The 13,072-nt window shown below is 37.2% G+C and carries 11 protein-coding genes and 2 tRNA genes; 12 read left to right on the forward strand and 1 reads right to left on the reverse strand.

Going from position 1 to position 13,072, the window contains the following annotated elements; genetic code table 11:
* Positions 1-12: 12 nt before the first annotated feature.
* A complete protein-coding gene (locus tag E8M05_RS01655) occupies positions 13-576 on the forward strand; it encodes a TIGR01440 family protein (RefSeq protein WP_003063227.1) in 564 nt (187 codons plus the stop codon).
* A 47-nt stretch (positions 577-623) separates the two neighbouring features.
* Here E8M05_RS01655 and E8M05_RS01660 read toward each other — a convergent pair whose 3' ends face one another.
* A complete protein-coding gene (locus tag E8M05_RS01660) occupies positions 624-1,466 on the reverse strand; it encodes a mechanosensitive ion channel family protein (RefSeq protein ID WP_003063231.1) in 843 nt (280 codons plus the stop codon).
* Positions 1,467-1,713: 247 nt separating this feature from the next.
* Here E8M05_RS01660 and tig point away from each other — a divergent pair, with 247 nt between their 5' ends.
* The 11 genes from tig to E8M05_RS01715 all read left to right on the forward strand — a co-directional run bounded on the left by tig (position 1,714) and on the right by E8M05_RS01715 (position 12,994).
* A complete protein-coding gene (gene tig / locus E8M05_RS01665; protein WP_003063235.1) occupies positions 1,714-2,997 on the forward strand; it encodes a trigger factor in 1,284 nt (427 codons plus the stop codon).
* Positions 2,998-3,188: 191 nt separating this feature from the next.
* A complete protein-coding gene (rpoE, locus tag E8M05_RS01670; protein ID WP_003063238.1) occupies positions 3,189-3,761 on the forward strand; it encodes a DNA-directed RNA polymerase subunit delta in 573 nt (190 codons plus the stop codon).
* Positions 3,762-4,033: 272 nt separating this feature from the next.
* A complete protein-coding gene (locus tag E8M05_RS01675; RefSeq protein WP_003063241.1) occupies positions 4,034-5,638 on the forward strand; it encodes a CTP synthase in 1,605 nt (534 codons plus the stop codon).
* Between the two features lie 117 nt (positions 5,639-5,755).
* Entirely contained in the window at positions 5,756-6,691 is a 936-nt protein-coding gene (locus tag E8M05_RS01680; protein ID WP_003063243.1) for an alpha/beta hydrolase, read from the forward strand.
* Between the two features lie 52 nt (positions 6,692-6,743).
* A tRNA-Leu gene (locus tag E8M05_RS01685) sits at positions 6,744-6,829 on the forward strand.
* 213 nt (positions 6,830-7,042) lie between these two features.
* Positions 7,043-7,924, forward strand: a complete 882-nt coding sequence (locus tag E8M05_RS01690; protein WP_003063246.1) for a class II fructose-bisphosphate aldolase — start codon at positions 7,043-7,045, stop codon at positions 7,922-7,924.
* 103 nt (positions 7,925-8,027) lie between these two features.
* Positions 8,028-8,100: transfer RNA gene (locus E8M05_RS01695), tRNA-Thr, on the forward strand.
* A 169-nt stretch (positions 8,101-8,269) separates the two neighbouring features.
* Complete coding sequence (gene tnpA, locus E8M05_RS01700) at positions 8,270-8,686, forward strand: IS200/IS605 family transposase (RefSeq protein ID WP_003063248.1); 417 nt, start codon at positions 8,270-8,272, stop codon at positions 8,684-8,686.
* Positions 8,687-8,969: 283 nt separating this feature from the next.
* On the forward strand, positions 8,970-9,965 hold the full coding sequence (locus E8M05_RS01705; protein WP_003063250.1) for a LacI family DNA-binding transcriptional regulator: 996 nt from the start codon (positions 8,970-8,972) through the stop codon (positions 9,963-9,965).
* A gap of 139 nt (positions 9,966-10,104) precedes the next feature.
* Positions 10,105-11,502: a PTS transporter subunit EIIC gene (locus E8M05_RS01710; protein ID WP_003063253.1), complete on the forward strand. Its 1,398-nt coding sequence runs from the start codon at positions 10,105-10,107 to the stop codon at positions 11,500-11,502.
* Positions 11,503-11,560: 58 nt separating this feature from the next.
* The gene (locus E8M05_RS01715; RefSeq protein ID WP_003063255.1) at positions 11,561-12,994 is read left to right on the forward strand and encodes a glycoside hydrolase family 32 protein; all 1,434 of its coding nucleotides are present in this window, start codon (positions 11,561-11,563) and stop codon (positions 12,992-12,994) included.
* The last annotated feature ends 78 nt before the right edge of the window (positions 12,995-13,072 follow it).

Consider the following 13,072-nt stretch of genomic DNA (forward strand, 5'->3'; position numbering starts at 1 on the left):
AGGAGGATTGACATGAACCTACAAGAATTAGAAAAGCAAACACGTGCTATTGTGATTGATATTGTTGAACGCTCTGCTATTAAAAAAGGTCAAATTTTTGTTCTTGGCTTGTCCTCAAGCGAGGTTTCAGGTGGTTTGATTGGGAAAAATAGCAGTGCTGAAATCGGTGAAGTGATTGTTAAGATGATTTTAGAGGTGTTGAAGGAGCGTGGGATTTATCTAGCTGTACAAGGTTGTGAACATTTAAATCGTGCTTTGACGGTCGAACGCGAATTAGCTGAGAAAAAAGAATTAGAAATAGTTAATGTCATTCCAAATCTGCATGCGGGCGGAAGTGGACAAGTTGCTGCTTTCAAGTTCATGCAAGATCCTGTCGAGGTTGAAGAAATCGTGGCACATGCTGGGCTAGACATTGGAGATACCTTTATTGGTATGCATGTCAAGCGCGTACAAGTACCGTTAATCCCAGTCCAACGAGAATTGGGCGGCGCTCATGTGACTGCTTTAGCGAGCCGACCAAAATTAATTGGTGGCGCGCGTGCAACTTATACATCAGACCCAATTCGAAAATTTTAAAAATAAATAAAGAGGACGGTTGGCGTCCTCTTTTATGATATAATAGTCTATTTTGTAAGTGTCGGGTTGGCATACATCGTTGGCAATGCAATGTCATTTTCCAAAAGCGCTTCTTGGTAAAGACGGTAAAAGTTAGAATAAATGTAACTTTGTTTGCCATTTTGCACGAAAATATCAACACGGAAAACAAGTTGTGCAGTGCTATTTGTACGTGGTCCTAAAATGGTTGGACTACCAACGATTTCAGGATAAGATGGTAGCTGTTCTTTGTTGATCGTCTTAATGATATTTGAGATTTTTTCTAAGTCTGTGTGAGCGTAGATTGGAATATCAATCTGAACACGCATATCACCACGTGATTTGTTAGAAACAACAGTAATATTACGATTAGGAATGAAATGAAGTGTTCCGTCGAAACCGCGAATTTGTGTGGTACGAATACCGACGCTTGAAATATTTCCTTCAACTGTTCCAATAACGACAGAATCACCGACTTCAAATTGATTTTCAAGAAGAATAAAGAATCCGTTAACCACGTCAGTTAAAAAGCCTTGTGCACCAAGCCCAATAGCGACCCCAGCAAGACCAGCACCAGCCAATAAACTAGAAACTGGAACACCAAGAATACTCAACACCCAATAAAGTAGGAAAAAGTAGATGGTGTAGCTCATGATGTTGTGCAAAAGTTTGCTGATTGTCTTTTGGCGAGCTTCCGTTTGGCGCGAAAGCGTAATTGATTTTTCTACCGCATGTTTAAAAATAAAATCAGCAACACGCTTTATAATTAAGAAAAATAGAAAAAGAAGTATCAATGAAACCGCCTTAGAAATAAGATCCACAGCGATTTGTTCGATTTGTAATTGTTCGAGATATTTAGAGATAATATTCATACCCTTAGTTTATTAAAAAAACGAATAGCAAGCAAGTGTTTAATCTAAATTAAGAATTTCCAAAATTTTTATGTAGGACAGTAAAATGAGAAAAGTTGACCGCAGTGTCATTAAGATCCGGTTTAATACGTAGCCATTTCGCAAATAGAGTGGCGATTGACCTAGGATTTTTACACAAAAAACTTTTAAAAGCCTGTAAAATATGGTAAACTAAACTGTATATAAAATTTTAAGGAGAAATGACTTCATGTCGGTATCATTTGAAAACAAAGCTACTAACCGTGGCGTGATTACATTCACAATTGATCAAGATAAAATCCAACCAGCTCTTGATCAAGCTTTCAACAAAGTTAAGAAAAATTTAAACGCACCTGGATTCCGTAAAGGACACATGCCACGTGCCGTATTTAACCAAAAATTTGGTGAAGAAGCACTTTACGAAGATGCTTTGAACGCCATTCTTCCAGCAGCATACGAAGCAGCAGTTGCTGAACTTAGCCTTGATGTTGTTGCTCAACCAAAAATTGACATCCAATCAATGGAAAAAGGTCAAGAATGGACATTGACTGCAGAAGTTGTTACAAAACCAGAAGTAAAACTTGGTGTCTATAAAGACCTTGAAGTTTCAGTTGAAGCTACAAAAGAAGTAACTGATGCTGAAGTTGACGAAAAAGTTGAACGCGAACGCAACAACCTTGCTGAACTTATCATCAAAGAAGATGCTGCAGAACTTGGCGATACAGTTGTTATTGACTTCGTAGGTTCAGTTGACGGTGTTGAATTTGACGGTGGTAAAGGTGATAACTTCTCGCTTGAACTTGGTTCAGGTCAATTCATCCCTGGTTTCGAAGATCAATTAGTAGGTGCTAAAGCTGGTGAAACTGTTGATGTTAACGTAACATTCCCAGAAGACTACCAAGCAGAAGATCTCGCTGGTAAAGACGCTAAATTTGTAACAACTGTTCATGAAGTTAAAGCTAAAGAAGTTCCAGCTCTTGACGACGAATTAGCTAAAGACATCGACGAAGAAGTTGAAACTCTTGACGAATTGAAAGCTAAATACCGTAAAGAGCTTGAAGCAGCTAAAGAAATTGCATACGATGATGCTGTTGAAGGTGCTGCACTTGAATTGGCAGTTGCTAACGCTGAAATCGTTGAATTGCCAGAAGAAATGGTACATGACGAAGTGCACCGTGCTATGAACGAATTCATGGGCAACATGCAACGTCAAGGTATCTCTCCAGAAATGTACTTCCAATTGACTGGTACAACTGAAGAAGACCTTCACAAACAATACGAAGCTGACGCTGACAAACGTGTTAAAACTAACCTTGTTATCGAAGCTATCGCTAAAGCTGAAGGATTTGAAGCTTCTGACGAAGAAATCGAAAAAGAAATCAACGACCTTGCTTCAGAATACAACATGGAAGTTGAACAAGTTCGTAATCTTCTTTCAGCTGACATGCTTAAACACGACATCGCTATGAAGAAAGCTGTTGACGTTGTCACAAGCACTGCTAAAGTAAAATAATTTATCTTAGATAAATAGTTATAAAGTCAGGTAATCAATAGATTACTTGGCTTTTTATGCCCTTTATCAGAAATTCTTATAAATCTTTTGACGAATTGATAAAATTAGCGTAAAATAGAGAATGACGAAAATTAAGACAATAGGGTTTTTGTGGCTATTTGCTCATATCCTAAATAATAAGGAGAACTACCTTGGAATTAGAAGTATTTGCTGGACAAGAAAAAAGCGAACTTTCAATGATTGAAGTTGCCCGTGCGATTTTAGAAGAACGTGGACGTGATCATGAAATGTATTTCAGCGATCTTGTGAATGAGATCCAAAACTACCTTGAAAAATCAGATGCAGAAATTCGTGAAGCATTGCCATATTTTTATTCTGCATTGAACGTTGACGGAAGTTTTATTCCACTTGGGGATAACAAATGGGGGCTCCGTTCATGGTATGCTATTGATGAAATTGACGAAGAAATCATCACTCTTGAAGAAGATGAAAATGGAGCACCAAAACGCAAACCAAAACGTGTTAATGCCTTCATGGATGGTGATGAAGATGCCATTGATTATTCAGATGATGATCCAGAAGATGAAGATTTCACACCTGAATCATCTGATTTAGAATACGATGAAGAAAATCCAGATGACGAAAAATCAGAAGTTGAGTCATACGATTCAGAAATCAACGAAATTATTCCAGATGAAGATTTGGATGAAGAAGTTGACATCAACGAAGAAGACGACGAAGACGATGATTTAGACGAAGAGTAGTCACCAGCATTAGTTTTTTACTAAATTAAAAAAAGTTGTCAATTATCATTTGACAAACGCCACAGGATAGTTTATATTATTATTCGGGCACCTCTTTTTTAGAGGTCGTATGAAAGCTCCCTAACTTTTTAGGGAGCTATTTTTGTTTTCCTAAAAGTAAATGTTTATTTACTTTTTTATCAAATATCTTACGGATGTTTTGATTTGTTGTTATTCTTAATCTTCAAGCACTTATCGTTTGCTATCATTTTATTTAAAAGGAGTTTTATTTAATGACTAAGTATATTTTTGTTACTGGTGGTGTTGTTTCTTCTATCGGTAAGGGAATCGTGGCTGCAAGTCTTGGTCGTCTTTTGAAAAATCGCGGTCTTAAAGTAACTATCCAAAAATTTGACCCTTATATTAACATTGACCCAGGTACAATGAGCCCCTATCAACACGGTGAAGTTTACGTGACAGACGATGGTGCTGAAACTGACCTTGACCTTGGTCACTATGAACGTTTTATTGACATCAACCTTAACAAATATTCTAACGTAACAACTGGTAAAATTTATAGCGAAGTTCTTCGTAAAGAACGTAAAGGTGAATATCTTGGTGCAACTGTCCAAGTTATTCCACACATCACAGACGCTTTGAAAGAAAAAATCAAACGTGCCGCGACAACAACTGATTCTGACGTTATCATCACAGAAGTTGGTGGTACAGTTGGTGATATTGAAAGTCTTCCATTCCTTGAAGCCCTTCGTCAAATGAAAGCAGATGTTGGTGCTGATAATGTTATGTACATCCACACAACGCTTCTTCCATACCTTAAAGCTGCTGGTGAAATGAAAACTAAACCCACACAACATTCTGTTAAAGAATTGCGTGGTCTTGGTATTCAACCTAATATGTTGGTTATCCGTACAGAAAAACCAGCTGGTCAAAACATTAAAAATAAGTTGGCACAATTCTGTGATGTTGCTCCAGAAGCTGTTATTGAGTCACTTGACGTGGATCATATTTATCAAATTCCACTTAACATGCAAGCTCAAAACATGGATCAAATCGTTTGTGACCACTTGAAATTGGATGTGCCAAAAGCGGATATGTCAGAATGGTCTACAATGGTTGATAAGATTATGAATCTTAAAAAATCAACTAAGATTGCTCTTGTTGGTAAATATGTTGAATTGCCAGACGCTTACCTTTCAGTTGTCGAAGCTCTTAAACATTCAGGTTATGTTAATGATGTGGCTGTTGATCTTAAATGGGTTAATGCCAATGATCTTACGGCTGACAATGTTGAAGAAATGCTTGGTGATGCTGATGGTATCATTGTCCCAGGTGGATTTGGTCAACGTGGGACAGAAGGTAAAATTGAAGCAATCCGCTATGCGCGTGAAAAAGACGTGCCAATGCTTGGTATCTGTCTTGGTATGCAATTGACTTGTGTGGAATTCGCTCGTAACGTATTGAACTTGGAAGGTGCAAATTCAGCTGAGCTTGCTCCGGATACTAAATACCCAATTATTGATATTATGCGTGACCAAATTGATATCGAAGATATGGGTGGAACACTTCGCCTTGGGCTTTACCCATGTAAATTAAAACCAGGTTCACGTGCAGCACAAGCTTATAACAATCAAGAAGTTGTTCAACGTCGTCACCGTCACCGTTACGAATTCAATACTAAATTCCGTGACCAATTTGAAGAAGCAGGTTTTGTTTTCTCAGGTGTATCGCCAGATAACCGCTTGATGGAAGTTGTTGAATTGCCAGAGAAAAAATTCTTCGTGGCTGCTCAATATCACCCAGAACTTCAAAGTCGTCCAAACCGTCCAGAAGAGCTTTACACAGCCTTTGTGACAGCAGCGATTGAAAATAGCAAATAATCATTAAAACAGATTAACACTCTTCAAGCTAAAAGCTTGGGAGTGTTTTTTTGATAATACAATTCTAATGAATCTGTACCCCTTTTATTTTTAGGAAAAAATAGTATAATAGTGAGCATGAGAAAAATAAGAATTAGAAAACATCGTGTTTTATTAGGAATTATTGCTCTACTTTTTGTAGTAAGTGTCGGAGCAAGTTTTTATTTTTTCCATGTAGCACAAATTCGTGAAGAAAAATCATTCATTAATAATAATGGTCGTTCAAAAGGCACCCCTATCTACGCCTATGAGCAGAGTTTTGACCAACTGACAAAAGAAACGCTTTGGATGACCAACCAAGGTTTAAAACAAGATGCTTGGTATGTTCCTGCAGAAACAGCAACAAATAAAACGGTTATTGTTGTTCATGGATTTACAAACGATAAGGAAGATATGAAGCCTTATGCATGGATGTTTCATGAGCTAGGCTACAATGTCCTTATGCCCGATAATATGTCGCATGGTGACAGTGAAGGGCAAATCATTGGATATGGCTGGAACGACCGCTTAAACGTCATAAAATGGGCGGAGATGCTAGTTGAACAAAATTCAGACAGCGAAATTACCTTGTTTGGTGTTTCTATGGGAGCAGCAACGGTTATGATGGCTTCTGGTGAGGAAAGTTTGCCTGACCAAGTTGTTAATATTATTGAAGATTGTGGTTATAGTAGTGTCTGGGATGAGTTGAAATATCAAGCTAAAGAAATGTATAATCTCCCAGCTTTCCCAATTCTTTATGAAGTATCTGCCATTTCAAAAATTCGTGCAGGCTTTTCTTACGGTCAAGCAAGTAGTGTGAATCAGTTAAAAAATAACACACGTCCAGTTCTTTTTATCCATGGCAGTGATGATACTTTTGTGCCAACAAGTATGGTTTACAAGAATTATCAAGCCACACAAGGCGAGAAAGAATTGTATATCGTTAAAGGTGCGGGACATGCCAAATCCTTTGAAACTGATCCTCAAGCATACATTGAAAAAATTTCAACTTTCTTGAAAAAATATGAAAAATAGTATTGACAGCAAAAAGATAAGTTGATATAATTTTATATGTTGTTAAGGAACAGCGGAAATGGCGGAATTGGCAGACGCGCAGGACTAAGGATCCTGTGATCGCTTTAGATCGTGAGGGTTCAAGTCCCTCTTTCCGCAGAGTAGACGAGCTAGAGCTTGTCTTTTTTTATTATTTAATAGAAAATAATAGTATGAAATAAGACTTTTATTTTCAGTAAATTTTGTTATTTGTGAGTGTTTTTTCATAGAAAATCAGTCAAATTTCAAGTAACGCTAGCAATCTGATAAGATTTGTGATAAAATGTACGTGTAAAAGGGTTTATCCCAAAAAATAAATAGGAGGCCTATATAATGGCAATCGTTTCAGCGGAAAAATTTGTCAAAGCAGCCCGTGATAACGGATATGCAGTTGGTGGATTTAACACAAACAACCTTGAATGGACTCAAGCAATTTTACGTGCGGCAGAAGCTAAAAAAGCTCCAATTCTTATCCAAACTTCAATGGGTGCTGCAAAATACATGGGTGGTTACAAACTTTGTAAAGCACTCATTGAAAACCTTGTAGAATCAATGGGTATCACTGTACCAGTTGCTATTCACCTTGACCATGGTCATTTTGAAGATGCATTAGAATGTATCGAAGCTGGATACACTTCAGTTATGTTTGACGGTTCACACCTTCCACTTGAAGAAAACCTTGAAAAAGCTAAAGAAGTTGTTGCTAAAGCACATGCTAAAGGTATCTCAGTTGAAGCTGAAGTTGGTACTATCGGTGGTGAAGAAGACGGTATCATCGGTGATGGTGAACTTGCTCCAATCGAAGATGCTAAAGCTATGGTTGCTACAGGAATTGACTTCCTTGCAGCAGGTATCGGTAACATCCACGGTCCATACCCAGCAGATTGGAAAGGTCTTCACCTTGATCACCTTGAAAAATTAACTGCTGCTGTTCCTGGATTCCCAATCGTATTGCACGGTGGTTCAGGTATTCCTGATGAGCAAATTCAAGAAGCTATCAAGCTTGGTGTAGCTAAAGTTAACGTTAACACTGAATGTCAACTTGCATTCGCTAAAGCTACTCGTGAATTTGTTGCTGAATACGAAGCAAACGAAGAAGAATACGATAAGAAAAAACTCTTCGACCCACGTAAATTCTTGAAACCAGGTTTCGAAGCTATTACAGAAGCTGTTGAAGAACGTATCGACGTATTTGGTTCAGCTAACAAAGCTTAATCAAACTTCGTTTAGAAAAAACTTCCCATTTGGGGAGTTTTTTTGTGTTAATCGTTACTATTTAATTGACAAATTTTAGTTGAGTGATATAATGTCTTTGTTAGCCGATTTAGCTCAGTCGGTAGAGCAACGCACTCGTAACGCGTAGGTCGTAGGTTCGATTCCTGCAATCGGCAAATAGTTTTAAATCCTGATAGTTATCAGGATTTTTGTTGTTATCAGAAAACCACTAGCTGTGCTAATGGTTCAGTGTAGCTTTCAGCGTGGCATAAAAAAATCCTCCTAAAATGATATATTAGAAAAGGTTTCCCGACCACAAACTAATATACATAAGGAGGACCCCTGATGAATCAGGATAATAATAGTTTAGCACATACCACATGGAATTGTAAGTATCATATTGTTTTCGCCCCAAAATATCGTCGACAAATTGTATACGGAAAATACAAGGCAAGTATCGGTCAGATTATACGTCAATTATGTGACCGCAAAGGAGTAGAAATTCATGAAGCCGAAGCGTGTAAAGATCATATTCATATGTTAGTGAGTATCCCGCCCAAACTGAGCGTTTCATCCTTTATGGGTTATTTAAAAGGAAAAAGCAGTTTAATGATTTTTGATAGACATGCCAATCTGAAATATAGGTATGGCAATAGAAAATTTTGGTGTCGCGGTTATTATGTGGACACCGTAGGTCGTAATCAGAAGAAAATAGAAAACTATATTCGTCAACAATTACAAGAAGACGTTGTAGCAGATTAGCTAAGTTTATTCGAACCATACGATCCCTTTACAGGAGAAAAAAATCCGAAGAAATAGCTGATACTAATCCGCTAGTCGGATTAGTGAGTAAAAGTGGTGCAAAAGGGAAACCATTCAGTAAGCCTTTAGGCTTTGGCCGGTAAGAGAGGCTTTCAGCCGAAGAGCAAACCACCCGTTCTCACGGGTAGTTTTGATTGATGAAAAACGGGCTCACACTCCATGATATGTTATAATGACTATATTGATAACTTAAAAATATTATACGAAAGTTTAAGAATACAGCATGAAAGAGAAATTAACGATAAGTGATATTGCAGAACTTGCAGGCGTAGCAAAAAGTACTGTATCACGTTATTTAAACGGTGGAAGTGTTAAGAAAGAAACAGCAAATCGTATCCAAACGATTATTTCAAAACATGGTTACGAGCCAAATTTGTTTGCTCGACTAAATGCTAAAAGTAGTAAGATCATTGGTCTTGTGGTACCTGGATTTAATTCAGTAACCACTCCTCGAATTGTTGAAGTGATTGTGGCTTATTTGAAAGAAAATCACTATAATCCCTTAATTTTACACACAGATCATTCTACTGAAGAAGAAATTCGTAGCATTGAAAGACTCAGTAAAATGAACGTTGACGGCATTTTGGTTATTTCTACAGGGATTACCAAGCAGCACCAGAAAGTTGTTGAAAGTATTTCGCAGCCAGTTCTTTTCATTGGTCAAAAATATGAAGGCCTTAAAACGGTTGTTAATGATGATTACAATGCTGGTTATGCCATTGGACAATTAATCGCAAAAAGTGGTGCCAAGTCAGTTCTTGGAGTCTGGGTCGATGAGAATGATAAAGCAGTCGGTAAAGAACGGAAAAATGGTGTTGTTGATGGCCTAGCAGCAAGTGGTGTAACCAATGTTGAATTTGTTTTTTCTAGTTATTACTATGAAGAATCAGTCTATATTCTTGAAAACTTTTTAGAAGAGGATAAATTACCAGATGCGATTATTTGTGCGACAGACCGTATCGCACAAAGTGTTTACAAATTATTCTTGCAATCTAAAAAAGTGATTGGTAAAGATGTGTCAGTTACTGGTTTTGGTGATTATGAAACGAGTGAACTTTTGAATCCACCATTAACAACAGTTAAATTTGATTGGTATAATACGGGAAGGATTAGTGCGGAGACGATTCTGCAGATGATTCATGATAAGCCAGTCAGTCAATTGCAGATTATTCCATTTGAATTGATAAAACGCCAAAGTGTTGTCGAAAAGGACAGTTGATTTGAACTGTTCTTTTTTAATGAAAAAAATGGAACCGTTTTTATTTTTTTGAGCAAAAAGTATTGACAGCGTATTCATATGGTGTTATAATATAGTCGAACATTAACGGAACCGGTTCCAAAACGAAAAAGGAGACATTATGGCAGACTTAAAGAAAATTAGTCAGGATATTGAAAAATACGTTGGCGGTAGGGAAAATATTTCAGGTGTTGCTCACTGTGCGACTCGTTTGAGAATCGTTTTAAAAGATAACAGTTTAGCTGATCTTAAAAAACTTGAAAATGTCGACTTAGTTAAAGGAGCATTTGTCGCTGGAGATCAAATTCAGTTGATTTTTGGACCTGGATTAGTTAATGACGTGTATGAGGTTTTTTCAAAATATGTCGGTATAGCAGATATGACACTTAATGAGCTTAAACAAGAAAGTGCCAAAAAAGCAAATCCTATTCAAGCAGTTATTAAATCTCTATCTGATGTATTTGTTGCGATTATTCCAGCAATCCTTGCAGCAGCACTTTTGATGGGTATTACAGGTGTTCTTAGTAATTACCCCATTGTTAAGGAAAATGAAACTTTATACGCTATCAACAGACTAGCAAGTCTTGCATCTACAGGAATCTTTGCTATTTTACCAATGGTAGTTTGTTATTCAGCAGTTAAACGCTACGGCGGTAACCCGGTTCTTGGTATGGTTGTTGGGGCTATCATGCTTGATTCTTCACTTGCAAATGCCTATTCAGCTGCATCTGGAACTGTTCATGTTGAAGTGATTCATTTATTTGGTTTACCAATTGAAATGGTCGGCTTCCAAGGCGGTATTTTAGTTGCTTTGATGATTGGTTTTGTTGTTGCAAAACTCGATATTTACTTCAATAAAGTAGTACCAAACTCTGTTAAGCTTTTGCTTGCGCCTTTGTTTACTGTATTTCTTTCAACTTTGCTTTTGTTTACAGTTGTAGGACCAGTAGGTCGTATTCTTTCACATGGTTTGACAAGTGGATTGGTTTGGTCTGCTGAAAATCTAGGATTTGTTGGTTATGCTTTATTTGCCGGTGTTCAACAATTATTGGTTATTACAGGGCTTCACCATATTATTGGTGCAGCAGAAGCACAATTGCTTGCTGATACAAAACATAACTTCATCAACCCATTGATGTCAGTTGCTTTGATTGGACAATCTGGTGCAGTTATTGGTTATTTGATTACTCACTGGAAAGATACTAAAGCTCGTGAACTTTGTTTGCCAAGTTTTGCTTCAACATTGTTTGGTATTAGTGAACCAGCTATTTTCGGTGTTAACCTTCGCTATCGTTACCCACTAGTTGCAGGATGTATTGGTGGTGCAGTTGCAGGTGCATATGTTTACTTTGCAAAATTAACCGCACTCGGTTTTGGTACAACAGTAGTACCAGGTATTGCTATTTGTGACCCTGCTCACAATGGTTATTTAAATTATATTATTGCCCATTTAATTGGCTTTGGAGTTGGGCTAGCTGCTACAATTATCTTAAAACCATTCTTCAAAGAAGAAAACTAAAAAAATAAAATCAAAGCCTCCTTACATTGTTTAGGGAGGCTATATTATTGGAGGAAACATGTACACGAAAGAAGAATATGCCAAAGACTGTCAAATCCATAATGACATGCGGCGACTTGTTGATTCGGACGTTAATCGTTTAAACTATCATTTGATGGCACCGGCTGGATGGCTTAATGACCCAAATGGTCTAGTTGAAAAAAATGGCATTAACCATGTTTATTTTCAATATACTCCTTTTGATGCTGGTTGGGGAATAAAATCTTGGGGACATTATACCACAAAAGATTGGCTTACTTACAAAGAAGAAGAACCTTTTGTTTTTGCGGATAATAGACTTGATCGCGACGGTGCTTACAGCGGTTCAGCGATTGTCAAAGATGGAATTATTCATTATTTTTACACTGGAAATGTCAAATTGTTAGATGGTGATTATGATTACATCTTGACTGGACGTGAGCAGAATACTATTCATTTGACGAGCAGTGACGGTTTTCATTTTTCTGGTAAAGAACTTGTGTTAGCAAATAGTGATTATCCAGATGACATGACAACACACGTCAGAGATCCTAAAATTTTAAAAGACGGTGAGAAATATATCATGGTTTTAGGGGCGAGAAGTATTGAAGATAAGGGCTGCGCTCTAGTTTATCATTCAACTGATTTGTCACACTGGCACTATGTGACACGCATACAGACAAGTGAAAAATTTGGCTTTATGTGGGAATGCCCAGATTTATTTAAACTGGGTAACCAACTCATTCTCTCAGTTTCACCTCAAGGACTTGAAAAAGAAGAAGCTAGGTACCAAAATGTTTTTCAGAGTGGCTATTTTTTGGTAGATGAGAATCACGGCGATTACACTGTAAGAAAATTTGAAGAGTTTGATTATGGATTTGATTTTTATGCAGTGCAGACATTTGAAGATGAAAGTGGTCGACGAATTTTGATGGCTTGGATGGGCTTGCCAATGGAGTCAGAATATCAAGAAGATCCCACAGTAAAATATAACTGGCGACATGCTTTGACAATGCCAAGAGAACTAGTTTTTCAAAATGGTGCTGTTTATCAAAGACCTTTGAAGGAGTTTGAAAAGCTAAGAAAGAACGAGTTTCAAAGTCAAATATCTGAATTTACGCAGTGGCAAACAGAAAATTGCTGTTTTGAAATAAATGTCACATTTAGCAATCCAGCAGAAAGTTTTTCTCTTCGTTTAAGAGATGACGTTATTTTGACATTTGATGGTTCACTATTGTCGCTAAAAATGGGAGAATCAGGCTTTGGACGTACACAGCGAAATATTGCCTTAGATAAGGTTAGCCGATTGCAGTTTTTTTCTGATACGTCATCGCTAGAAATTTTCATAAATGGTGGTCGTTATACAATGACATCTAGAGTATTTAGCGATACATTGAAACAAATAATTACGTTTGATTCAAAATCAGATGGTCAGTTGACTATTTATGATTTGAAAAAGTTTAATATCGAATAAAGAGAAGTCCAGCAGAATCTTCTGCTGGATTTTTTTTACAAAATCTTTTAGAGTTTTTAGTAGAAATCAGTTTGAGGT

The organism is Streptococcus pasteurianus (assembly GCF_004843545.1).
Lineage (GTDB): Bacteria > Bacillota > Bacilli > Lactobacillales > Streptococcaceae > Streptococcus > Streptococcus pasteurianus.

What these genes read in the sequence shown, in the direction of transcription:
- E8M05_RS01655 (WP_003063227.1), top strand. Translation starts at nt 13, where the DNA reads ATGAACCTACAAGAATTAGAAAAGCAAACACGTGCTATTGTGATTGAT.
- E8M05_RS01660 (WP_003063231.1), bottom strand. Translation starts at nt 1,466, where the DNA reads ATGAATATTATCTCTAAATATCTCGAACAATTACAAATCGAACAAATC.
- tig (WP_003063235.1), top strand. Translation starts at nt 1,714, where the DNA reads ATGTCGGTATCATTTGAAAACAAAGCTACTAACCGTGGCGTGATTACA.
- E8M05_RS01675 (WP_003063241.1), top strand. Translation starts at nt 4,034, where the DNA reads ATGACTAAGTATATTTTTGTTACTGGTGGTGTTGTTTCTTCTATCGGT.
- E8M05_RS01680 (WP_003063243.1), top strand. Translation starts at nt 5,756, where the DNA reads ATGAGAAAAATAAGAATTAGAAAACATCGTGTTTTATTAGGAATTATT.
- E8M05_RS01690 (WP_003063246.1), top strand. Translation starts at nt 7,043, where the DNA reads ATGGCAATCGTTTCAGCGGAAAAATTTGTCAAAGCAGCCCGTGATAAC.
- tnpA (WP_003063248.1), top strand. Translation starts at nt 8,270, where the DNA reads ATGAATCAGGATAATAATAGTTTAGCACATACCACATGGAATTGTAAG.
- E8M05_RS01705 (WP_003063250.1), top strand. Translation starts at nt 8,970, where the DNA reads ATGAAAGAGAAATTAACGATAAGTGATATTGCAGAACTTGCAGGCGTA.
- E8M05_RS01710 (WP_003063253.1), top strand. Translation starts at nt 10,105, where the DNA reads ATGGCAGACTTAAAGAAAATTAGTCAGGATATTGAAAAATACGTTGGC.
- E8M05_RS01715 (WP_003063255.1), top strand. Translation starts at nt 11,561, where the DNA reads ATGTACACGAAAGAAGAATATGCCAAAGACTGTCAAATCCATAATGAC.